The 23,249-nt window shown below is 51.8% G+C and carries 23 protein-coding genes and 2 tRNA genes; 8 read left to right on the top strand and 17 right to left on the bottom strand.

From position 1 onward, the window contains the following. The first annotated feature begins 3 nt into the window (after positions 1-3). Complete coding sequence (locus HVZ39_RS14045; protein ID WP_181632572.1) at positions 4-1,212, top strand: cytochrome c; 1,209 nt, start codon at positions 4-6, stop codon at positions 1,210-1,212. A gap of 47 nt (positions 1,213-1,259) precedes the next feature. Here the strand turns inward: HVZ39_RS14045 and HVZ39_RS14040 are convergent, their stop codons facing one another. After that, positions 1,260-2,735: a PLP-dependent aminotransferase family protein gene (locus tag HVZ39_RS14040; RefSeq protein WP_181632571.1), complete on the bottom strand. Its 1,476-nt coding sequence runs from the start codon at positions 2,733-2,735 to the stop codon at positions 1,260-1,262. Between the two features lie 106 nt (positions 2,736-2,841). Between HVZ39_RS14040 and puuE the strand changes: the two genes are divergently transcribed. The 4 genes from puuE to HVZ39_RS14020 all read left to right on the top strand — a co-directional run bounded on the left by puuE (position 2,842) and on the right by HVZ39_RS14020 (position 7,075). After that, complete coding sequence (gene puuE / locus HVZ39_RS14035) at positions 2,842-4,104, top strand: 4-aminobutyrate transaminase (protein WP_016152939.1); 1,263 nt, start codon at positions 2,842-2,844, stop codon at positions 4,102-4,104. A 175-nt stretch (positions 4,105-4,279) separates the two neighbouring features. Then, on the top strand, positions 4,280-5,335 hold the full coding sequence (locus HVZ39_RS14030) for an ABC transporter substrate-binding protein (RefSeq protein WP_181632570.1): 1,056 nt from the start codon (positions 4,280-4,282) through the stop codon (positions 5,333-5,335). Beyond that, positions 5,322-6,326, top strand: a complete 1,005-nt coding sequence (locus HVZ39_RS14025) for an iron ABC transporter permease (protein WP_181632569.1) — start codon at positions 5,322-5,324, stop codon at positions 6,324-6,326. Before HVZ39_RS14030 ends, HVZ39_RS14025 begins: the two co-directional genes overlap by 14 nt. Then, a complete protein-coding gene (locus HVZ39_RS14020) occupies positions 6,323-7,075 on the top strand; it encodes an ABC transporter ATP-binding protein (protein WP_181632568.1) in 753 nt (250 codons plus the stop codon). Before HVZ39_RS14025 ends, HVZ39_RS14020 begins: the two co-directional genes overlap by 4 nt. Here HVZ39_RS14020 and HVZ39_RS14015 read toward each other — a convergent pair. The 6 genes from HVZ39_RS14015 to HVZ39_RS13990 all read right to left on the bottom strand — a co-directional run bounded on the left by HVZ39_RS14015 (position 7,044) and on the right by HVZ39_RS13990 (position 11,159). Beyond that, entirely contained in the window at positions 7,044-7,784 is a 741-nt protein-coding gene (locus tag HVZ39_RS14015) for a substrate-binding domain-containing protein (protein WP_181633699.1), read from the bottom strand. The two genes, HVZ39_RS14020 and HVZ39_RS14015, sit on opposite strands and share 32 nt — an antisense overlap. 198 nt (positions 7,785-7,982) lie before the next feature. Beyond that, positions 7,983-8,059 (bottom strand) — tRNA-Val (locus tag HVZ39_RS14010). Positions 8,060-8,063: 4 nt separating this feature from the next. Further along, a tRNA-Val gene (locus HVZ39_RS14005) sits at positions 8,064-8,140 on the bottom strand. Positions 8,141-8,339: 199 nt separating this feature from the next. Then, complete coding sequence (locus tag HVZ39_RS14000) at positions 8,340-8,822, bottom strand: glutathione peroxidase (protein ID WP_181632567.1); 483 nt, start codon at positions 8,820-8,822, stop codon at positions 8,340-8,342. A 267-nt stretch (positions 8,823-9,089) separates the two neighbouring features. Then, the gene (gene gap / locus HVZ39_RS13995) at positions 9,090-10,100 is read right to left on the bottom strand and encodes a type I glyceraldehyde-3-phosphate dehydrogenase (RefSeq protein ID WP_181632566.1); all 1,011 of its coding nucleotides are present in this window, start codon (positions 10,098-10,100) and stop codon (positions 9,090-9,092) included. A gap of 78 nt (positions 10,101-10,178) precedes the next feature. Next, positions 10,179-11,159 (bottom strand): helix-turn-helix domain-containing protein, encoded by a 981-nt coding sequence (locus tag HVZ39_RS13990; protein ID WP_049281863.1) that lies wholly within the window; start codon positions 11,157-11,159, stop codon positions 10,179-10,181. 248 nt (positions 11,160-11,407) lie between these two features. Here HVZ39_RS13990 and HVZ39_RS13985 point away from each other — a divergent pair, with 248 nt between their 5' ends. Then, positions 11,408-11,878, top strand: a complete 471-nt coding sequence (locus HVZ39_RS13985) for a GNAT family N-acetyltransferase (protein ID WP_181632565.1) — start codon at positions 11,408-11,410, stop codon at positions 11,876-11,878. 98 nt (positions 11,879-11,976) lie between these two features. On the opposite strand, the gene HVZ39_RS13980 is transcribed toward HVZ39_RS13985, so the two are convergent. Further along, positions 11,977-13,170 (bottom strand): MFS transporter, encoded by a 1,194-nt coding sequence (locus HVZ39_RS13980; protein ID WP_047358850.1) that lies wholly within the window; start codon positions 13,168-13,170, stop codon positions 11,977-11,979. 141 nt (positions 13,171-13,311) lie between these two features. After that, positions 13,312-14,448: an alpha/beta hydrolase gene (locus HVZ39_RS13975; protein WP_053389358.1), complete on the bottom strand. Its 1,137-nt coding sequence runs from the start codon at positions 14,446-14,448 to the stop codon at positions 13,312-13,314. Positions 14,449-14,620: 172 nt separating this feature from the next. Here HVZ39_RS13975 and HVZ39_RS13970 point away from each other — a divergent pair, with 172 nt between their 5' ends. After that, entirely contained in the window at positions 14,621-15,511 is an 891-nt protein-coding gene (locus HVZ39_RS13970) for a LysR family transcriptional regulator (RefSeq protein WP_181632564.1), read from the top strand. Positions 15,512-15,562: 51 nt separating this feature from the next. On the opposite strand, the gene HVZ39_RS13965 is transcribed toward HVZ39_RS13970, so the two are convergent. From HVZ39_RS13965 to HVZ39_RS13940, 6 genes are all read right to left on the bottom strand, one after another. Next, positions 15,563-16,075 (bottom strand): GNAT family N-acetyltransferase, encoded by a 513-nt coding sequence (locus HVZ39_RS13965; protein WP_047358847.1) that lies wholly within the window; start codon positions 16,073-16,075, stop codon positions 15,563-15,565. A 258-nt stretch (positions 16,076-16,333) separates the two neighbouring features. Continuing rightward, a complete protein-coding gene (gene brnQ / locus HVZ39_RS13960; protein WP_181632563.1) occupies positions 16,334-17,503 on the bottom strand; it encodes a branched-chain amino acid transport system II carrier protein in 1,170 nt (389 codons plus the stop codon). 85 nt (positions 17,504-17,588) lie between these two features. Beyond that, positions 17,589-18,395 (bottom strand): PhzF family phenazine biosynthesis protein, encoded by an 807-nt coding sequence (locus tag HVZ39_RS13955; protein ID WP_049268686.1) that lies wholly within the window; start codon positions 18,393-18,395, stop codon positions 17,589-17,591. Then, positions 18,382-19,038 carry a PAS domain-containing protein gene (locus HVZ39_RS13950; protein WP_181632562.1) on the bottom strand — a complete coding sequence of 219 codons (657 nt, stop codon included), beginning with the start codon at positions 19,036-19,038 and terminating at the stop codon, positions 18,382-18,384. The genes HVZ39_RS13955 and HVZ39_RS13950 overlap by 14 nt, the downstream gene beginning before the upstream one ends. Before the next feature lie 13 nt (positions 19,039-19,051). Continuing rightward, complete coding sequence (locus HVZ39_RS13945; protein WP_032947028.1) at positions 19,052-19,414, bottom strand: RidA family protein; 363 nt, start codon at positions 19,412-19,414, stop codon at positions 19,052-19,054. Between the two features lie 289 nt (positions 19,415-19,703). After that, positions 19,704-20,621, bottom strand: a complete 918-nt coding sequence (locus HVZ39_RS13940) for a LysR family transcriptional regulator (RefSeq protein ID WP_181632561.1) — start codon at positions 20,619-20,621, stop codon at positions 19,704-19,706. Positions 20,622-20,725: 104 nt separating this feature from the next. On the opposite strand from HVZ39_RS13940, the gene HVZ39_RS13935 reads away from it, so the two are divergent. Then, entirely contained in the window at positions 20,726-21,934 is a 1,209-nt protein-coding gene (locus HVZ39_RS13935) for an MFS transporter (RefSeq protein ID WP_181632560.1), read from the top strand. 139 nt (positions 21,935-22,073) lie between these two features. Here the strand turns inward: HVZ39_RS13935 and panB are convergent, their stop codons facing one another. Beyond that, positions 22,074-22,874: a 3-methyl-2-oxobutanoate hydroxymethyltransferase gene (gene panB / locus HVZ39_RS13930; RefSeq protein ID WP_181632559.1), complete on the bottom strand. Its 801-nt coding sequence runs from the start codon at positions 22,872-22,874 to the stop codon at positions 22,074-22,076. 11 nt (positions 22,875-22,885) lie between these two features. Next, the gene (locus HVZ39_RS13925; RefSeq protein WP_131345568.1) at positions 22,886-23,221 is read right to left on the bottom strand and encodes a branched-chain amino acid transport system II carrier protein; all 336 of its coding nucleotides are present in this window, start codon (positions 23,219-23,221) and stop codon (positions 22,886-22,888) included. Positions 23,222-23,249 lie beyond the last annotated feature (28 nt).

Raw genomic sequence — 23,249 nt, 5'->3', positions numbered from 1 at the left:
TCTATGCGTAATGTAACCGTTCTTGCCGCCTGTTTGTTTACCGCCTCTGTGAGTGCAGCGGAATCTAATGGCGAATATATCGCCCGTATCTCTGACTGTGTGGCCTGTCATACCACCGAAGGGGGAGCGGCGATGGCGGGTGGCAAAAAGTTTCCTACTCCGGTAGGGGATATTTATTCGACCAACATTACCCCAGACAAGACCCAGGGTATTGGTAATTACTCATACGAGGATTTTGACAAGGCCGTACGTCAGGGAATTGCCAAAGATGGTCATCTGCTCTATCCGGCCATGCCTTATCCCTCTTACGCGAAACTTTCTGATGACGATGTACAGGCGTTGTATCGCTATTTTATGCATGATGTCACCCCCTCTGCGCAGCCCAATAAAGAGAATGCCATTCCGTGGCTACTCTCCGCCCGCTGGCCGCTGCATATCTGGAACTGGCTATTTACCGACGCGCCAGCGACGGCTGTAGAACGTGCAAAAACGGATGACAACGCTGCGTTAGTAAAACGGGGCGCTTATCTGGTGGAAGGTCCCGGACACTGCGGTTCTTGCCATACCCCGAGAGGCATGGCGATGAACGAAAAAGCGTATACCAATGCTGATGCCGAGTACCTGAGCGGCGCGATGATCGACGGCTGGTATGCACCTTCGCTGCGCGGCACGGGAATGTCTGAGCAGGAATTAAAATCGCTGTTGCTGACCGGTAAAAGCAAGCATGCCGCGGTTTCAGGTTCGATGGCTGAAGTCGTCACGCAGAGTACACAGTATCTGACCGATGACGATGCCACGGCGATCGCGCAATATCTGCTGAGCCTGAAAAGCGTGAAGCCTGAAACGGTGCGCGCAGCGGCAACTACGGTGTCCTGGTCGAATTCACCCGAGGCGGGCAAAGTGACCTATAACCGCTACTGCTCCACCTGTCACGGTCTGGAGGGGAAAGGTACGGATGATAACGTCCCTTCTTTGATCAACAACCCGCTGGTGATGGTTGATGACCCGACGCCGCTGTTCAGAGTGATTGCCCACGGCGCAGAAACACCGACAACGCGTGGCAGCGTCTCCTTTAAGATGCCGGCTTACGGTGGCATGTTAAGCGACAACGAAATGCGCGACGTGATTAATTACGTGCGTAAAAGTTGGGGAGAAGGGAATGGCGAAGTAAGCCAGGAGGACCTGGCAGGGATTAAAAAAGCGTCACATTAAACAGCATGTCGGATGGACAAGGTGCTTGCAGCGCCATCCGGCAGTGCTTAAACGGCGTTTACTCTGATAATACCCACCAGTCGGGTAAACGCCGCCGCCATTTCATGCTCTTCGATACTGGCAAATCCCAGCAGCAGGCCGCTGCGTTTCTCTTCATTCACGTAATAGCGAGACAGCGGGCGCACCAGCAACCCTTGCGCATTTGCCTGTTGGGCAATGACAACGTCATCGCTCCCGACGGGCAACTGTAGAATCATATGTAACCCGGCGTTGCTGCTGAAGGAGCCAAGATACTGCTCGCCCAACTGGCGACTGATAAGCTCTACCAACGTCTGGCGGCGACGACTGTACAACTGGCGCATTTTACGAATGTGCGCCGCGTAGTAACCCTCGCGGATAAACTCCGCCAGCGCTGCCTGAATCAGCAAATGTCCACCACGATAGAGGTCGTTATGAACCTTCTTCAGCGGCGCGGCGAGCGGTTTGGGCAGTACCACATACCCGAGCCGCAGTGCGGGATAGAGTGTTTTACTGAATGTCCCGATATAGATGACCGGCGTCTCTTCTTCCAGTCCCTGCAATGATGGAATTGGCTGGCCGGAAAAGCGAAATTCGCTGTCGTAGTCATCTTCCACTATCCAGCTTCGCGTTTCACGTGCGCGAAAGAGAAGTGCCCGACGGCGGTTGAGGCTCATTACCGAACCGAGCGGATATTGATGTGACGGTGTCACAAAAATCAGCTTTGGCGCAGATTCGCCAGCCTCCGGCGGCACCATACCTTGTTCATCAACCGGGATCGCCGAAAAGTTAACCGCATTGATGCGCAGAATATTTTTGATTCCCCAGTAGCCCGGCTCCTCAATCCAGGCGTTATCCCCCGGGTTGCATAGCGTCCGGGTCACCAGATCCAGCGCCTGGTGAATACCTTCAGTAATCAGTATTTGCTCCGGTGAACACCGCACCCCGCGTGCGGTGCGCAGATAGTCTGCCAGCGCTTCTTTCAGCTCAGTCATGCCGCCTGCGGCATCGTACGTGAGAAACTCCGGGCGTAACCGTCTCGCCAGCCGATCCTGAATTTTTTTGAGCACCCGGTGAGGGAAATGCTCCACATCAGGCACGCCTGGAATAAATGCGCCCCATTGACGGGGGCTGGCGCTGGCATGGCCCAGCAGCTCAAGGCAGCGGGCAGATAAGCGGGTGTGATCCTCCAGTGCGGCGGCAACGGGCTCTTTGTGGGGACGCAGGTCGAGATTGTCCAGCACGCTGTCGGTGACAAATGTGCCGCTGCTGGTGCGCGCGGAAATATAACCTTCGGCCTGCAATTGCTCGTAAACCCGTAGGACGGTATTGCGCGATAGCGTCAGTTCGCCTGCCAGGTCACGCGACGGAGGCATTCGGGTCGCCGGTTTCAGGCTACCTTCGAGGATGCAACTGCAGATGGCGGCATACAGGCGGCGATGCAGCTTTTCATCGGTCTGCTGGCTAAATGCCTGCTTGATCACATCTCCGGCAAGTGAACGCATTTGGATCCTTAAAATAAAACGATTTGGCTCTCGATTAAAGTACCAGATGGCGTCTAAATTTAAAGGGTAATTCAACCTAAATGTATTAATGGACAAGGTGTAGAGAATGAACAATAAAAACCTGCAACAACGTCGTCTGGATGCCACCCCGCGTGGCGTGGGTGTAATGTGTGATTTTTATGCCCAGTCAGCAGAAAACAGCACAATTACCGATATCGAAGGCAATCAGTACATTGATTTTGCCGCCGGGATTGCCGTGCTGAACACCGGACACCGTCATCCTCGCCTGGTGCAGGCAGTCGAAGCGCAACTGCAGGCTTTTACCCATACGGCTTATCAGATTGTCCCGTACGAAAGCTATGTGTCTTTGGCTGAGAAAATCAACGCCGTTGCGCCAATCGACGGCAAGCGCAAAACCACATTCTTCACCACCGGGGCTGAAGCGGTCGAAAATGCGGTGAAAATTGCGCGCGCACATACCGGCCGTCCTGGCGTTATTGCTTTTGGCGGCGGTTTTCATGGGCGTACCTACATGACGATGGCGTTAACCGGCAAGGTGGCGCCGTATAAAAAAGGTTTCGGCCCGTTCCCTGGCTCCGTCTACCACGCGCCATATCCTTGCGAGTTGCAGGGGATTTCTACGGCGGACTCCATCAAAGCGATTGAACGCCTGTTTAAAGCCGATATCGATCCCACCCAGGTCGCGGCGATCATTTTCGAACCCGTCCAGGGTGAAGGGGGCTTCGTGGTGGCGCCGCCGGAGTTTGTGGCTGCCATCCGCCGTATTTGCGACGAGCATGGCATCGTGATGATCGCCGATGAGGTGCAAAGCGGGTTTGCCCGTACGGGCCAGTTGTTTGCGATGGACCACTACGCTGACAAAGCTGACCTGATGACTATGGCAAAAAGCCTTGCGGGCGGCATGCCGCTATCTGGGGTCGTGGGCAAAGCTGAAATTATGGATGCGCCTGCGCCGGGTGGTCTGGGCGGAACCTACGCCGGAAACCCGCTGTCAATTGCGGCAGCTCATGCGGTGCTGGATATTATTCGTGATGAACAGCTGTGCCAGCGTGCGGCAGCTCTTGGCGAACAACTGCGCGCCACTCTGACTGACGCGCAAACCGGGTGTCCTGAACTGGCCGAAGTGCGCGGCTTAGGCTCTATGATCGCCGCTGAATTCTGTGATGCAGCGACGGGAGAACCCAACGCAGCCGCCGCACAACGCGTGCAGAAGAAAGCCCTTGAGCAAGGATTACTGCTGCTGACCTGCGGTCAGTATGGCAACGTTATTCGCTTCCTTTATCCGCTGACGATCCCGCAGGACCAGTTCGCCAAAGCGCTCGATATCATTAAAGCGGCAACCAAATAATCTGTTAGTCATAGTGTTACCCACAGCCGACGGTGGTCATCACCGTCGGCTTTTTTGTCGGCATAAATTGATCTTCCTCGTGTGTCGTGCGGTATTTATCGCGAATGGGTTGCCTGTTATATCGTTATATAATTTAATGCACATCGTTTTTACTCCGCTATCCAGATGGTATCCCATGTTAACTTTCCGCTCTTTTGTGCTGGTATGCGCCAGCATGTTGTTTGCGTTTTCTGGCCAGGCCGACCGTACGATCACCGACCAGCTTGGTCGTCAGATCACGATTCCGGACCACGTCGACAAAGTGGTCGTGCTGCAACACCAGACGCTGAATATTCTGGTCCAGCTTAATGCTCAGCAGGACATTATTGGCGTGATGTCGAGCTGGAAAAAACAGCTCGGGCCTGAGTTTGCGCGCTTTATGCCGACAATTGCCACATTGCCGACGCCGGGCGATCTCACCAGCGTGAATATTGAAAGCCTACTGGCGATTCATCCACAGGTGGTTTTTGTCGCCAACTATGCGCCTGCGGAGATGATCCAGCAGATTCAGAACGCCGGTATTCCGGTCGTGGCAATCTCATTGCGCAAGGATGCAGCCGGGCAACAGAATAAAATGAACCCGACCATGGCCGATGAAGAGCAGGTCTACAACGAAGGGTTAAAGCAGGGGATTCGCCTGATTGCGGACGTCGTGGGGCGCAAACCGCAAGCTGAGACGTTGATCGACTACGTATTTGCGGCGCGGGCAAAATTCAATGCGCCGGTCGCAAAAATCCCGGATGCGCAAAAAGTCCGTATTTATATGGCTAACCCCGACCTGATGACTTACGGCTCCGGGAAGTACACGGGACTCATGATGCAGCACGCGGGTGGGCTAAACGTGGCGGCTGCCAGTGTAAAAGGCGCCCGTCAGGTTGCGCTGGAACAGGTATTGGCGTGGAACCCGCAGGTAATTTTTGTTCAGGATCGCTACCCGCAGGTGGTAACGGAGATCCAAAACGATCCTAACTGGCAGGGGATCGATGCGGTAAAAAATCATCGCGTCTGGTTGATGCCTGAGTACGCCAAAGCCTGGGGCTATCCGATGCCTGAAGCGTTGGCGATTGGTGAGCTGTGGATGGCCAAAAAACTGTACCCGGACGCCTACAAAGACGTGGATGTTGATGCGCAGGCGCAAGACTACTATCAGCGTTTTTATGGTGTGAACTGGCAGCCTGATGCAGTTAAGTAACCACATTTTACCCCAGCAACCACTCTTAATCGCGACGGTCCTGTTGCTGGGCCTTGGTTCGTTGTGCCTCGGACAATATCCGCTGTCATTAAGCGAAGTCTTTTATCACCTGATGCACTATAGCGACGCTGAAGGGATTGCCGGTCAGGTTATCTGGACGGTCAGGCTACCGCGAATTCTGATGGCGCTGCTGGCGGGTGGTGCGTTGGGGTTATGTGGCGCGACGCTGCAAGGGGTATTTCATAATCCGCTGGTCGACCCGCATATTATTGGCGTGACGTCCGGGGCCGCTTTTGGCGGAACGCTGGCTATTCTGCTCGGCCTGTCGCCGTGGTTGATGATGGGTTCAACGTTTTTCTTCGGTCTGACGGCGCTGATCCTGGTGTATGCCATTGCTGCGCTGCAGGGGCTGGAGAATACGCTGGTGCTGATCTTGTCGGGTATCATTTTGAGTGGTTTTTTTGCCGCGCTGGTGAGCCTGATTCAGTATCAGGCTGATACCGAAGAAACGTTACCCAATATCGTGTTCTGGCTGCTCGGCAGCTTTGCGACGGCTAACTGGCATAAAGTTCTGCTGTTGGCGATTCCAGTCGGTATCGCTGCGACAGTTTTGTACCAGCTACGCTGGCGGATAAACCTGTTATCACTCAATGATAAAGATGCCCGATCGCTAGGCGTCGCAGTGGTTCCTCTGCGACGCAGCGTTTTGCTGTGCTGCGCTTTTTTAGTCGCCGCTCAGGTAGCGGTCAGCGGCAGTATCGCCTGGGTTGGGTTGGTTATTCCGCATCTGGCGCGTTTGCTGGTGGGGGTTGATCATCGTCGTCTACTGCCGTGCGCCTTCTGGATGGGAGGCGGTTTTATGATTGTGGTGGATGATATTGCCCGTACCCTGATGCACGCGGAGATACCGCTTGGGATCATCACCGCATTATTCGGCGCGCCGCTGTTTGCTTTTTTACTCATCCGCTCCAGCCGCCGGGGGACATCATGAAACCTGCCGCATTGCGTGTAAATACGCTTACCTATGGATATAGCACGCCGCTATTTGAGCCGCTTACATTCAGTTGTCAGAAAGGTGAGATCTGGGCTGTGCTGGGACGTAACGGCCTGGGTAAAAGTACGCTGCTCGATACGCTAACCGGCACGCTACCAGCTTTGGACGGCAGCATTGAAAATGACGGCGGGATAGGGATTGTGGCGCAGCATTGCCACCTGCCATTTCCTTATACGGTGAGCGACGTGGTGCTGATGGGGCGGGCACAGCACGTGAAGCTTTTTGCGCAACCCAGCCAGCAGGATCAACAAAGAGCGACCCAGGCGCTGGAGCAGTTAAATATTGCCCAGCTTGCTTCCCACTCGTTTAGCTCACTTTCCGGGGGTCAACAGCAACTGGTGATGATAGCCCGGGCGCTGGTGACGGAGTGTCAAACGCTGCTGCTTGATGAACCGTGCTCCGCGCTGGATCTCGCCAATCAGCAGGTGGTGCTTCAGCTCATCAGCGATCTGGCCCATCTACAGGGATGCAGCATTCTTTTTTCGACCCACGATCCGCTGCATGCGTTACAAATAGCCACCCATACTTTGCTGCTGTTCCCCGAAGGAAAATGGCGGGCAGGGACAACTGAAAGCATTGTGACGGAAGAGAATCTGTTCCAGGCCTATGGCTTACCGCTGCGAAAACTCAGTGTAGAGAACCACCCGACGCCGTTTATCGCACCGCTGTTTTCTGTTCGTCGTTAAGAGGTAAAAACCCGGCGGCGGTAAGAAACGCCTGACCGCCGTTGGAGAGCATGAATTTAACCAGCGCCATCACCTCGTTGGATGCGTCGAGCACCGCCAGTTGGTATTCGCAGCGAATATTGTGCTCATCAGGGATAGCTACATAATGCACGTCGGGTTGGGCGTGCAGCGTATTCGCGTAATGCGCGTAGCCGATAAACAGATCGGCCAGTCCCTGGCGAAGGATCCAGGCGCTCGCCAGTTCACCAGACGGGATTTTCACCGTATCACGCCCACCAACCAGCGGGATGGCGCGCGCCCGAAGCTGTTGTCCGAGTCCTGGCTCCAGTACATCCATATTGTCGAAAAATGCCCAGGTATAGTCTCCGGAAGGGTCGCAGCCGGGCGTGGATGTACCTATTCGTAGCGTTGGGTCGCGGAGCAAATCCAGCCAGGCTCCGTTTCGGTTGCTGACCAGACTCAGTTGATTCCAGCTAAAGGTTTGCGTGAGGACAGCTTTTTGCAAAGCCAGCAGGCGTTGCGGGTGCTCCCGATTGGCTGAGGCAAAGAGCGCACACGGTTCACCGGCTTCAATACGCTCGCGTAATAAACCGGCCGGACCATATTCCACTTTCACGTCTATTCCACTATGGCGCGAGAACTGGCTTATCAAAGGGGCAAATGCCAGGCGTAAACTGCCCGCGGCAAACAGAATAATGGAAGAGGGCATGGTATCCGATCTCTGGCGAAAAAGGTTTGCGAAGAGGATAAATGATACGCGCTGAGCATAGCGTTTAGAAGGCTTTGGCGCATCGCTTTGTGCCAGCATCATACGGAGTAATGATTAAGCTTAAGGTTACGAACAGGGGAATAAAAAGAAATTATGAGGAGTAACGAAGGGAAATAGCACCAAATCATAGAAATAATTTGGTGCGTCCGAGTGGACTCGAACCACCGACCCCCACCATGTCAAGGTGGTGCTCTAACCAACTGAGCTACGGACGCAAGATGGTGCGTTCAATTGGACTCGAACCAACGACCCCCACCATGTCAAGGTGGTGCTCTAACCAACTGAGCTATGAACGCAATGTTGTAGGTGACAACGGGGACGAATATTAGCGGCACAGACCGAATGAGGCAAGAGGGAAATAGCATTTTTCTTCCTGAACTCACGCGATTGCAGAGTAATTAAGCAAGTTGATTATATTTTGTTGATTTTGCAGCGTGTTTTTTATTCAGACAGTGCGCTGGGGCATAATGGGGACGGTTTGAATGACAGGTGCGCTCAGACTTTAAGCGCAGCAAGGATCGCGGTTTCTATTTTCTCAGGGGTAGTGAACGGCGCAAAACGCTTGAGCGGTTTGCCGTCACGCCCGATCAGGAACTTAGTGAAATTCCACTTGATACGCCCACCCAGCACGCCGGGTAATTCGTTTTTCAGGTAACGAAACACCGGATGCGTAGCCGCACCGTTGACTTCCACTTTCTCAAATATCGGGAAGCTCACACCGTAGTTGATGTGACAGGTTTGCGAGATTTCGTCGGCCCCGCCGGGCTCCTGATTACCGAACTGGTTGCAGGGGAAACCAAGCACCACCAGACCCTGCGCGGCGTACTTCTTGTAAAGCGCTTCGAGGCCTGCATATTGCGGCGTGAAGGCACAATGGCTGGCAGTATTGACCACCAGAACCAGTTTGCCAGCATAGTCGGCCATAGAGACGGGCTCACCATGCAGACGGGTGGCTGTAAGTTGATAAAAGGTGGTCATGCCGGAATCCTCAAATAAGATCGCATTACTCATTTTATTATGGTCGCAACTGTCTGATTAATAAACTGACCGTTAAAGTGATGCCGATTTATTATTTTGTCGGGTTATCGCTAATTTTTTTAAACGCGTCACCCCAGCAGCATCGTTAGGTGACGACTAAAAATGGGGGACGTGACGTTGTGGGCGATTGTCACTGGGACAAACACGTAACAGATATAAAAAAATCCACGCCTGGCGTGGATTTAGAGAGAGTGTGAGAGCAGGGGATTAACGTTCGTGCTTTGCCATTAGCAGTGCCAGGTCGACGAGGCGATTAGAGAATCCCCATTCGTTGTCGTACCACGCCAGAATTTTGACCATATTGCCGCCAATCACCAGCGTTGACAGGCCGTCGATGATGGATGAGCGCGGATCACCCTGGTAATCGCTTGAGACAAGCGGTTCATCGCTATAGCCGAGGATCCCTTTCAGTGGCCCTGTCGCGGCTGCATCACGAAACGCATTATTGACCTCCTCTGCTGTTACATCCCGCTCAAGCGTTACGGTCAGGTCGACAATGGAGACCACCGGAACCGGTACGCGCAGCGAGTAACCGGTTAAGCGACCATCCAGCTCCGGGATGACTTTGCCAAGCGCCTTCGCGGCACCGCTGGAGTAGGGGACAATCGACAATGCAGCGGCGCGGGCACCACGAAGATCTTTTTCCGGCTGGTCGTGCAGCGCCTGGCTGTTGGTATAGGCGTGGGTGGTATTCATCAAACCATGCTTAATGCCGAAATGTTGGTGCAAAACCCGTGCGGCAGGTGCCAGACCGTTAGTGGTGCAGCTACCGTTGCTGACGACAAAGTGTTTATCCGCGGAGAAGAGGTGATCGTTAACGCCCATCACGATGGTTAAATCATCGTTCTTACCAGGGGCGGAGATAATCACTCGTTTTGCGCCACCGCTGTGGATATGCACCGCCGCCTTGTCACGTTCAGTGAAGAAGCCGGTTGCTTCAATGACAATATCGACTTCACGCTCACGCCATGGGATGTTGGCTGGGTCGCGTTCGCTGAACACGGTAATGGATTTACCGTTAACCACCAACTGCCCTTCACCGGCGGTGACATCGGCGTCGAGTTTACCGAGCAGCGAGTCGTATTTCAGCAGATGCGCCAGCGTTTTACTGTCTGTCAGATCGTTGATTGCCACGATCTGGATCTCCGGGTTACCCAGTGCAGCACGCAGTACGTTACGTCCGATACGGCCAAAACCGTTAATACCGACCTTTACCATGATGAACTCCTTATCTGTTGTCTCTGGAGTAAATTTAGGCTGGTCACGTGTTGGCGTAAATGACAAAAAAGGATCACTTTACGCCATTTTACGACAGTGAAAGCGCTGGCGATATTCACCAGGCGTCAGGTGAAGCTGTTTTTCAAACAGCCTTCGCAGGTTAATGCTGCTACCAAATCCTGTTTGTTCGGCGATACGCTCCAGCGTCTCGTTGGTCTGCTCCAGACGCTGTCGGGCAGCGGCCAGACGGGCTTCGGCCACGTAGCGTGCCGGTGATGCGCCCGTTTCTCGGGTAAACACGCGGGTGAAATTACGCGGACTCATGGCGACTTTTTCCGCCAGTTTATCCACACTGAGATCGGCGGTGAGGTTCTCAAGCAGCCAGGCGAGCAGATCGTTAATCGGGCCCAGGGTGCTGGTCTGCTGAAGGTTGTAGCGGCTAAACTGGAGTTGTCCCCCGGGACGGCGCAGGTACATGACGAAATCCTGAGCTACGTCGCGCGCCAGACTGAAGCCGTAATCCTCTTCAACTAACGCTAACGTCAGGTCAAAGCCGGAACTGACGCCACCTGATGTCCAGATGTGTTCGTCCTGGATATAGAGCGGACCGCTTTCGACGCGCACCTTTGGGAATTCTGCCTGCATGGTTTCCAGTAGCTTCCAGTGGGTGGTGGCTCGTCGGCCGTCCAGCAGCCCGGTTTCTGCCAGCAGCATCGCGCCGCCGCAAATGGATGCAATGCGGCGGGCGTGGGGAGCGGCAAGGCGTAGCCAGTCAACCACCGCAATCCCTTCCTGCGGGTTTTGACCTCTGCCAGTGATGATGATGGTATCGAGAGGTTCGCGAGGATCTATCTCATGCAGGCGGTGATCTGCCAGTAGATTTAGGCCGGACTGACCATGGATCACCTGATGCGGTTGCGTTGTCGCTAACTGAACCTGGTAACACGTCTCCGTAGCGCCTTTGGGATGCAGGCGATTGGCCTGCATCAGAATGTCGGCAATACCGGCGGACTCAAACAGCATACCGCCATCGGGAACAATAATGAGTATCTTCTTCATGTCCTGAAAAGTAATCTTTTTACACAATAAGTCAATATTACATACTCAACTGGAAAAAGCCTTACCCGTGGCGCAGCGACATTACCGCCACTGGTCGATGGTTTGATGTTGACTCAACGGCGTTGCCTACTCAATTCACTTGATTAAGAATAGCGTTGCATTGACCCATTAAACTCACCGCGAGGAGCTGACGCTCCGCTGCACCAAAAATGGACTTGTTCTACAAGTCACTCTCCTGACGAGGTCTTATGAAAATCAGAAGGTTTAGTAATGGAGATGAAATTTCGTTATTCAGCGTCTTTTTATCTTCTGTACATACCCTCGCATCACATTACTACACACAGGAACAAATAGATGCGTGGGCCCCAACGGATATCGACCCGGAACAATGGGCCAATCATATGAAGGAATTACGCCCCTTTGTTGTTGAAGTGGATGGTGAAATAGCTGGATATGCAGATGTTCAGCCAAATGGGTACATTGACCATTTCTTTGTCTCGGGAACCTACGCGAGACAGGGAGTAGGGACACTACTGATGAATCGCATTCATGAAGAAGCCAGACAACGTGGAATTGGCGAACTGACTTCAAATGTCAGTAAGGCTGCGGAGGCGTTCTTTCTACGACACGGCTTTCATGTTGTGGAACGTGGGTTTCCTGCCTGTCGCGGAGTGACATTACAAAATGCACTGATGCGAAAATATTTGGTGAAAAAATAGAAGATAACTGGGCTAAAGGTCCGCGATCAGCGAGGGCGGACACTCGGCTCTCTGCCGTATGCCATGACAGAGAGCACGCCAGAAATAAATGGATAGTTCTAGTTCGCTTTGCTGTTTTGACGGGATGTGACAATCGTCATTGCTGCCGCCGCCAGAAGTAAGAAACCACTCAAGCCAAAAGTACTGCGCCATCCCAGAGTGTCGAATACCAACCCACCTGCCGTTGAACCCAGGGCAATTGATAGCTGGATCACCGCAACCATTAAGCCACCACCCGCCTCTGCATCTTCGGGTAGTGCCCGCGCTATCCATGTCCACCATCCCGTTGGCGCAGCCGTTGCTAGTAGTCCCCACAGGCTGAGCAATACGGCAACAGCCCAGATGCTGTGTCCAACCAGTAGTAACGCCCCGGCAGTTGCTGCCATAAGCAGGGGGATCATGATTAAAGTCTGATAAAAACTTGTGTTCAGGAATATTGATACGGCCAGTGTGCCGACAAAACCAGCCACGCCTATTGCGAGCAAAATCAGAGAGAGACCAGAAGGGCCTACGCGGGTTACGGTCTCAAGAAAGGGGCGCACGTAGGTAAATAAGGCAAATTGCCCCATGAAGAAGAATCCGCAGGCCAGAAGTCCCGCAGGGACAATGGTGATGCGGAACAGACGATGCATAGATCTCTGGGATTTTTGTTTTTTATCGCTTTCCATCGATGGCAGGCTGACCCACTGCCAGATGAATGCGGCTATAGCCAGGGGAACGAGGCATAAAAAAGCCCCTCGCCAGCCCACGGTCGTCCCCAGATAGCTGCCAAGCGGTGCCGCTACAACGGTAGCCAGCGCGTTCCCACCGTTAAAAATCGCCAGCGCGCGGGGAACCTGATGCTGCGGAACGAGCCGAATGGCGGTTGCAGCAGACATGGACCAGAATCCACCAATGACCACCCCAAGCAGGGCCCTCCCCAGGATATAAACCGGGTAGCTGGGTGCCAGGGCGACGACTATCCCCGATATGGCCATTAAAACCGTCAGCCCCTGCAGGAGATGTTTTCGGTTCAGATCTCCGGCAATATGGGAGATAGTCAGGCTGGTAATGACCGCCAGCGCGCCAGAGATTGCAATTCCCTGGCCAGCTAGGCCTTCGGTAATGTGTAAATCACTGGCAATAAGCGTAAGCAGGCTGACCGGCATAAACTCGGAAGCGATCACCACAAACACGCACAGCGTCATGGCAAACACGCCCCCCCAATGCGCATGCTTTTTTTCGTAATGCGGTTTTAGTCTTACTGTGGACATTATCAGATCTCTTAATATCGAATCGGCCAGGTTCAGGCGCAGTCCGGACAGACGTCATTCAGGAAATCACGTCAAAACATGGATGAAAATGATCTGCAGGCGATTTACAGCCGCCTGCAAATATCAGGCGGCTTGGGGCGGTTATCTTAGGTTGGTATTGAAAAACTGCTCAAATTTAGCAAACGGAATCTTACCCGCAACGTTGTCGTACAGATCAACATGATTTGCCCCCGGGACAATCACCAGCTCTTTCTTATTGCTGCCGATCGCCCTAAAGGCATCTTCAGCAAAATAGCGTGAATGGGCTTTTTCGCCGGTCACGATAAGCGTGGGGATAGTGACTTCATTGGCGTAGCTCAGCAGCGGCATATTCATAAATGACAGCGGCATCGTCGCATTCCAGGCCCCAGTTGAGTTGACCGAACGCGCATGGAAACCACGCGGCATGCGATAATAATCAAAGAATTCTTTCAGAACCGGATTGGGATTTGCGGGTAACGTTTCTGGCAGAATACGTTTCGACGTACTGACGTTCCCCTTTTCATCAACATAAATGTCATGCCCGCCGGGCGCGAAAGCTCCGTTCTTCGCATCTTCCCAGCGCTGTGCGTTCAGATACTGTAATACGGCGCGACGATCCGCAGTGGTATAACGGTCTTTACCATCACCTACGCCATGCCCCATCGCACGGCTCATGTCATACATCACGCTGGTCGCCACCGCTTTCACGCGGGTATCCATCGCGGCGTCGTTTAAGGCCATCCCGCCCCATCCGCAGATACCCAGTAATCCGATACGATTTCGATCAACCTCATTTTGCAGGCCAAGGAAATCAACAGCCGCGCTGAAATCCTCGGTGTTGATATCCGGAGAGGCAACGTTACGTGGATAGCCACCGCTTTCCCCCGTATATGAAGGGTCAAAAGCCAGGGTAACAAATCCCTGCTCAGCCAACGTCTGCGCATACAGACCGCTGGACTGCTCTTTTACCGCGCCGAAAGGCCCGCTGATGGCAATGGCCGCCAGTTTGCGCTCGCCGCGATCCTTTGGAATGTAGAGATCACCGACCAGGGTGATCCCGAAGCGGTTCTGAAAGGTCACTTTACGGTGATTGATTTTCGTACTTTTAGCGAAGGTTTTATCCCATGTCTCGACCAGTGAAACTGGCGCGTTCGGATTGGTTGTATTGGCATAACTCATCGTTGTAACTCCACTTAATGATGCGCAGAGCAGCATGGCTGGTATCGCGGCTGTCAGTTTTTTGGTGAAGGCAGTCATCAAAATCCCCTCATAAAACGTGATAGATACAGGTTTCATACGGACAACACTGCTGTGCTTTGTTGCAATGCGAGCATTATAGTGAGCAGTAATAGTGCTTATTAGAGGGGTAAAATTGCTAGAATTAATACCATATTGTTCTAAATAGTGATGCGATAGCGAGGGAAACGTGATGGCGAAACGGGAAAACTATAATGATTTATACCTGTTCATGCAGGTGGTGCGGGAAGGGAGTTTTACCGCTGCGGCGCAACGACTCGGCCTGGCACAATCAGGTATAAGCCGTTCCGTACGCGAACTTGAAGAAAGACTGGGCGTTCAGCTTCTGGCTCGCACTACGCGTAGGCTATCGCTCACCCATGCCGGCGAACAACTCTACCGGACTATTGAGTCAGGATTCGACGCTTTAGATATGGGGCTTGCCACGCTGGCCCATTATCGCCAGTCCCCGTCAGGTACGGTACGGATTAATGCCAGTCAGCACGCTATTGATAAACTGCTCCTGCCAAAGCTTGCGGTGTTTAAGCAACGCTATCCTGACATCCGGCTGGAACTCATCAGCGAAAGTCGGTTTGTCGATATTATTTCGGAAAGATTCGATGCCGGTGTACGTCTCGGACCGGAAGTTGGCGGTGGCATGATAGCGGTCCGTATTTCCCCCGACATGGAGATGGCCATTGTTGGTACGCCAGAACACTTTCGCCGCTATGGCTTTCCACAAGTCCCGGCAGATTTGGCGGTTCATCCCTGCATCGCTTATCAATTTGGCGATGGAAGCCTCTATACATGGGAGCTTCAACAGGATGGTAAAAAAATAACTCATCAGCCGCAGGGACAATGGGCTTTTGCTGACAGTTATATGGAAGCCAAAGCCGCCAGACTGGGGCTGGGGCTGGCTTATGTTCCGGAAGAACTGGTGTCCGATGATTTAGAAGAGGGTTCGCTCATCAGAGTTTTACAACGCTACAGTCAACGCCTGGAAGGCTCATTTCTCTATTATCCGCACCGCAATGTGTCTCCCGCTCTGCGAGCAGTTATCGATACACTGAGAATTTATAAATGAAGGCCAGGCTGCACACGTGTCAGGGTAACGGGTCTGAGCGAGGAGCGGGCCTTATATACACATCCCCATTAACTTGAGTATGCTCCTCTGTGAATTTGTTTCGAAAATGATGTCGCTGATGTGTTTCATTCCCTGCTTTTTATAGAATTTTTGAGCACGTTCATTTTGTTCAAGAACCTCCAGCCATAAATATTTTTTCCCCTGACTTCGGGCAAGATCTATGACTTTATTAAACATTAGTTGACCGTAATGCTGATTCGTTTTGGTTGGGGCAAGGTAGAGTTTATTAAGTAAAACACCGCTGATGTCTGTATTCGGGATAGTTGCTTGCCATGTCAGCTTCACAAAACCAATCGGCTGCTCGATTTCAACTATATACCAGCTAATGTTTTTATCATTAATACTCTGCTCAATAACGGGAAGTGAATATTCACCCTCCAAATAATTATCAAATTCTGATTCTGACTTCCACATATGCTTAAAGTGCGCAGTATAGAAGCGGTAGCCAAGCTCATTTAGTAATCCCGAATCGGCTGATGTTGCTTGTCGTATGATTAAAGACATGGGAGAGGCCCTTACTTTATGAGAGAAAAATGATCTTAAATTTGTAATATATACGGCCTGTTAAGTCTACATGTCCGTTGTGACTGTCTTACCCTCAAACTTTGAATACGCAATCTAAGGTCTGAAGTTGGTGGAGCTCGACCATTAAGTTATTTTTTATCGATGTTAGCTTCTGGCTCGAAGCAGACAGGCCAACTGATTGCCTGGTCTGCTTTGAGCGAAAATGAAAAGACAACTTCCTAACTCGCGGCTGTTCATTCAGGATTTTACAAACAAGCTCATTATTCCCACTGCCAGGGCGCTATAGAAAAGCAACTGATACAGATTCGTCGGCACGTCTGTCCATTTTCTAACGATGCCCAGCGCGACCACGACCAGCGCAGCCGGGTAAATGGCGCACAGCACGGGAACCGCCATTGCGGTGAGGGAATTCAGTCCCAGCACGGCAAGTGCTGCTGACGCCATCAGGGAGAGCGTCACCAGCAGCCCATAAGACGCACCGGTCGTCTGGTTGAAATAGCGCGCCGTTCCGGTCGTCAGACCAATGGCCGTGACCAGACAGGCGAGGGTAATGATCGCCGCCAACAACACCCGGCCATAAACGCCAAAAACAGTCTCGACATAGGCGCTCATCACCTGCATACCGTTCGTTGCGCCCCGCACCGGGCTGTGGGACCCCATCGACAGATAGCAGATATAAATCACGGCCAGACCTGCAGCGGCAATAAAGGCTGCGGCAGTGGAATGGGTGAAGATGCCCCGCGGATGGTGGATCCCGCGCTGCTTAAGCGTGTGGGTGATAATGGCGCCAAAGCACAGCGCACTGATCACATCCAGGGTCTGATAACCGTTGACGAACCCTGTATCGAACGCGCGAGTTTGATACGCGGTTGTGGCGGTCGTGAGCTCACCAATCGGATGTAACCAGGCACACACGCCGATAAAAATCAGGGCACTAATTTTAATGGGCGAAAGGAAGAAACCGACGATTTCCAGCAGTTTTCCGGGCTTAGCCAGCGTCGCGCCAGCAAGGCCAAAGAACGCGGCGGAAAATATAATCTTCTGCATCAGGGAACTAGCTGCGCCATCGGTGATGACTTCGTAGCTAATCGTCGCGGTGCGTGGCGTACCAAATAAAACCCCCAGCGTTAAAAAGCAAATGCCAATAAAAATCAGGCTCGGCCATTTGCCTAAGGGTTTCGTTAATTCCGCGATATCACCGCCATTAATGGCAAGGGAAATAATCGCCAGCGCCGGGAACAGAACCGCTGTGATGATAAAGCCAAAGCCTGCATTAAAGGCGTTTGCGCCAGCCTGCATGCCGACCAGCGGCGGGAATATAATATTGCCTGCACCCAAAAAAAGCGCAAGTGTCATCCCGCCAAGAGCCATTGTCTCTGGCAATGAAAGTCTGGTGTTTGCTGTCATTATTAACTCTTATTTTATATAAACATCATGCTTTGGAAGGCGTGGTCATTATATGCCTGGTTACCGTTCCGGTCATACATCGTCATTACAACTGGAATATTCCTTCGATGGTCATACGAGCGAAGCCATGCAATTCCACGCGCCCGTCATCCCGAACTACACAGCGCAACGCCCCTTTACGCTTCCCGCCTTGTTGAGCGGTCAGGACATTTTTACCCGTACGCGCCGCCCAGAACGGGGCGAGGAAAGTGTGTGCCGACCCGGTGACGGGATCTTCGTTCACGCCGACCTGCGGGCCGAACCAACGGGACACAAAATCAAACTGGTTATCAGCGGCCGTCACGATCACGCCGCGGGTGTCGAATACCGCCAGCTTGTTGAAGTCAGGATTAAGCCCGTCGATGATGGTTTTGTCATCGACCAGTACAATCAGATCGTCCGATTTCCACACCCCGATAACACCGTCGGTAATGCCGAGGGCTGCCAGCAGCCCATCAGGAGTATCAATCTTTATGGCCGATTTAGCCGGGAAGTCCATGCAGAGTTCGTCCCCGTTCTTACTCACCGTCAACAGGCCGCTGCGGGTGTGGAAGCTGATAGTTTCTTGTTGGTAGCCAAGCTTGTTGAACAGCACCCAGGATGCAGCGAGAGTGGCATGACCGCACAAATCCACTTCAACCGCAGGCGTACACCAGCGCAGTTGATAACCCTCCTCGAACGGCACAAAAAACGCGGTTTCAGAAAGATTATTCTCCGTGGCGATGGCTTGCAGAACAGCGTCAGGCAGCCACTCAGTTAACGGACAAACGCCCGCCGGGTTGCCGCCAAAAGGTTGAGAGGTGAAAGCATCAACCTGATAAAAAGGAATTACTGTGGTGTCAGACTTTGTCATTTAATTTATCCAGATAGTTGTAAACGGTGTATCGGGTGACGCCCAACGCTTTAGCGACATGATTAACGCTGCCTTTAATCTTGAAAAAGCCCTGAGCATGTATTTCAGAAATAACCCGTTTTCTGAAATCAATTTTATTTTCTGAACCCGTGGGTCTGAATTTCGAAATAACGTCATCCAGAGATTTATCCTGAATATCACCTAGCGGATTTTCCGGCGTTTCAACCGCGGCGGCCGGATGGAGTAAATAGTCCAGGTCGCGTTTGAGTTTTGATACCACATCCATATCGACGTTAATGCAAAAAGCCACTAGCGGCACGCCGTCCTTGCTGTAATAAATCGTCGATGCGCTATTCAACGTGGTGCCAGAGAGAGTGGTGGTGGTATATCCACTGAATATCTGACTGGGAACACGCTGCGAAGCATCCAGTAAACCTAAAAATCCCGTGTCATTTTCCGGGCCGGACAACAGCGCATCACCGACTTTCCTGCCGCTGACGTGTCCATTAATGATGTTTATCACGGACGATTCGGGGCGGGTAAGGTCATGCAGAACCGCTTCTGTGTTTAAGGGAAGCGTGGTTCTCAATGCCTCAAGCGAAGCCGTCAAAATAGTGATTAAATGTTCACGTTCGTCTTTCATTTTGCTCTCTCCATTAGACAACGGCCTGGACTTCTATTTCGACGTCTAAATCAAATGCAAGGTGACTGGTGACGACGCTCCTTGCGGGGAAACCTTCCGGGAAGAACGCGCTGTAAGCAACATTGAATTCGCTAAAGTGCTCCATGCTGCTTAACCAAACCTGGACTTTCACAATGTGGTTCAGCGTCGTATGCGCCCGCGCCAGAGTTTCCCGGATGGCGTGCATGATATGCCGGGTCTGCTGGGTGACAGATCCATACAACGGTTCACCTTCGGGGCTCATGGCGACATGGCCTGAAAGAAAAACAAACCCGTTCACCTGCACGGCGTCTGAAAAGGGAAAAGGCTTGGTCGTGGGGTAGCGTACGATAGACATGTGTCAGATTTGCCCTAAAGAAAGTGTAGTAGCACGGTAGCATGACTTTATTTTAAATTAAACAAAATTATTATTTTAAACATTTGTTGATTTTGTGGTTTTCCTGCATCTCCACTAGCTGAGCATCGACAGATACTTTGTTGACGGGATGGGACATGCTCTGAACCGCGTTTAAGTTCTGTAAGGACAAGCTCGTCTGTTTCTGGTACTGATCGGATAAGCTAACTGAGCGAATGTCCGTTGTGGGCGAGGAGCGACCGCTGATACGTTGTGGCTCTTCAATGCGGACTTACGTTACCAGGGGTAGATGGCTCAACTCCTGATGTATAAAATCAATAAGTGCTCTTGTTTTCGCGGGCAAGTAGCGTCGATTGGAATAAAGTGCAAACAAGTGCAATGGGGCAGCCGACTGTTCAAACTCAATCTCGATGAGTCGCCCATCGTTGATATAGGGTTGGCAGGCTTGTTTCGAGAGAATAGCAAAACCAAGACCTGCTACCGCTGCTCGCCCGGCCATCTCTCCACTGTTTACCCGATAATGCCCTTTAACTGCAATTGTCTCGAACCTTCCTTTTGCACTGACGAATTGCCAGGGTGCCCCTTTCAGTGCGCTCACTGTTGTAATGCAAGGTAATTCTTCAAATTGCTGGATATGAGAAGGGATACCACAACGCTGAATGACGGAGGGAGCTGCAACAATGGTGCAAGGGATCGTAACCAGGTGACGGGCAATATAGTCACTGTCATCCAGCTGACCACGGCTCACAATGATTGCTAAATCAAGATCCTCTCGTAGAGATTCGAGGCCTGACAAATTTGTGACACAGCTGATCTCCACATCTGGGTGCTGACAGGCGAAATCGGCAATAACAGAACCCAGCAATGCTGGGCCTATTTCATTGGGAATACAGATACGTAATGGACCTTTGAGTTGGGCCTGTCCTTGCGTTAATTCAGACTCCGTTTGTTCAAGTGCTTCAAGCAGTGGTCTTGCTCGCGTATAGAGCAGTTGCCCCGCCTGGGTGAGTTTCATATGGCGTGTGCTACGCTCGATAAGCTGAAGGTTCAATTTTTCTTCTAACTGAGAAATACAACGACTTACGTTTGATGTCGGCATTTCAAGGACTTTGGCTGCGCCAACGAAACTTTCCCTTTCAACCACGGCAATGAACACTTTCAGGGTAATAAAGTCGAGAGCCGGACGCATAGTAAATCCCATATTTGATAATAATACATACCACTTTTACCATCTTATGCTCATTATTGATAGCAGATAAACTTTTGGTATCCTTCTCTTATTGGTTGCTTGTTATGCCACAGGTTACTCAGATTTTTAATCATAAAACCCTAATGCGGATAGCCATCATCATTGCCTTTATCCAGTTTACTAATGCATTGGAGTACATGGCGTTAACACCTGTTTTTTCTTTTATGGCAGAGGCGTTTTCGGTTCCGGTTTCATTTTCTGGATATGTCTCCGGCATGTACACATTAGGCTCGGTTCTTTCCGGTGTTGCAGCTTTTTATTGGGTAGACCGATTTGATAAAAAGCGATTCTTAATCCAGAACATGCTGCTGCTGGGAACGCTAACGCTTGTGTCTACATTTACAACAAATTTTGACGCGCTATTGGCTCTGCGATTTTGTGCAGGATTAGTTGGTGGTACAACGATGGGGGTGGGGACGAGTATCTTGATAAACTATTCTCCTGTTAACATGCGCGGGAAAATGTTAGCAACAGTAATTGCATCATTTTCAATGGTAAGTATCGTTGGTATGCCAGCGATATTATATTTTTGTACACACTATGGTTGGCATATTTCTCTGTGGTCAATCAGTTTTCTGTGTCTGCTCTCTTTACCACTTATAGCCCATTTTATTCCCAAGGATTCAGCTCAATCACGCGCTAAGAACAAGCTATCTATTGATGCTCAAACCCTGCTTTTCGCCTCTTGTAATGCACTGGTACAGTTTAGTCCAATGCTGATCATTCCCATTTTGACCCCATTGATGACCCATTATTTGGGAGCACAACAAAACCAACTGCCTTTGCTGTTCTTAAGCGGAGGGATTGCAGGTTATCTGTCTACAAAAATAACAGGTGTTCTGACATCGCGTTTTTCCGCTCTGATGCTGTCAATAATCTCAACACTACTTTTTGTCCTAAGTTTACTGATCCCTGCAGCCGGTTATCATAACGCAGTTCTCTTTATTACTTTATTTCTTGGTGCTTCGTATAGTCGGCTGGTTTCATCATCTTCGGTTACAATCCAGTATCCAGCGGATGAACAACGTGCCAGTTTTTCTTCATTACAGACTGCGATAATGTCCCTGATAACAACTTTTGCATTCTTTTTGTCGTCCTTATTACTACCCGACCACGGCATAACAACACAGAACTTAGACCGATTGCTGGCAGTATGCGCATTAGCTGCGACTGGGTTTCCCCTGATGGTCATGGCATTGCAAAAGAAACTGGCTAAACGTACTCACCAGCCCGACTACGTTGTTAGTGATTAGCATAACGTCCGCTGTTGGCACTGATCGGATAAGCTAACTGAGCGAATGTCCGTGGTGGGCGAAGAGCGGACGTTGGTGATCCGTAGCTTTAGCCAAATTACAGGTATGAGCCGCTAATATAAGCGGCTGTATCTATAAATTATTCTGAGTAGCAGTGCTCGGGCGCCGGGAAACTGCCGTCTTTAACTGCTGAAATGTAGTTTTTTACCGCGCCCTGGATGTCATCCTGTCCTTTCATAAAGTTTTTTACGAATTTTGGGGACCTGCCGGTGATGCTCAGGCCAAGCATGTCATGCAGCACCAGTACCTGTCCGTCAGTGTCCGGGCCGGCGCCGATGCCGATGACCGGTACGGACACCGTCTCACTCAGCGCTCTGCCCAGTGAGGCGGGGACGGCTTCAACCAGCACCATCGCCGCGCCGGCTTCTTCAAGCTTTTTCGCGGTATCGATGAGGGCGGCTGCCTGCTGGCTGTCTCTCCCCTGCACCTTAAAGCCGCCAAAGACATTAACCGACTGCGGGGTGAGCCCGATATGTGCGCAGACCGGTATACCGTTGCGTGTCAGTTGGCGCACCGTGTCGCACAGCCACTCTCCGCCCTCAATCTTGACCATCTGAGCACCGGCCTGCATCAGCTGCGCCGAGCTGTGCAGGGCCTGCTCAGGCGAAGAGGAGGTCATGAAAGAAAGGTCGGCGATAATGAAGCCGCCGTTATTTCCGCGCTTTACGCAGGCCGTGTGATATACCATATCTTCCAGTCTGACCGGCAGGGTGCTGTCATGGCCCTGCAGGATCATCCCCAGCGTATCGCCGATGAGGAGCATCTCCACGCCCGCCGTGCTCAGCTCGTGCGCAAACGTGGCGTCGTAGCAGGTGAGCATGGTGATCTTCTCGCCGTGCTGCTTGAGGTTTTTCAGGTGTGTCAGAGTGATTGATGGCATGGTGTTCTCAGCTAAATCGTTGCGTTAATAAAGGATATTGCGGGTGCGCGAATACCGGATCCCGGCAACGCTTGATCATATTTTTCAATCCGCCAGAGGCCTTCGAGTCCTGGCGTGCCGCAGCGCAGATAAAACGCACCGCTTTTTATCCGGAGTTCCGGCTGCGTCAGTGGGGTGTGACATATTTCCCTGACGGCGGCAGGCGCAAGCGCGGTGCTTTTCATGCCCAGCATGAACAGGTTCAGGTATACCTGCGCCAGACCCACACCGGCAATGATTTCCGCCCTGATGGTATAGCGTGTAACGTGTGCCTGAGACGTCATGTCCCTGGCACTGAGTGTATTCATAGAGTACCTGCTGCATGATGTATTATTG

Source organism: Citrobacter sp. RHB35-C21, from assembly GCF_013816515.1.
Taxonomy (GTDB): Bacteria; Pseudomonadota; Gammaproteobacteria; order Enterobacterales; family Enterobacteriaceae; genus Citrobacter; species Citrobacter braakii.
Note: the sequence above shows the minus strand (reverse complement) of the source record. Positions and strands in the feature narration are given on the sequence as shown.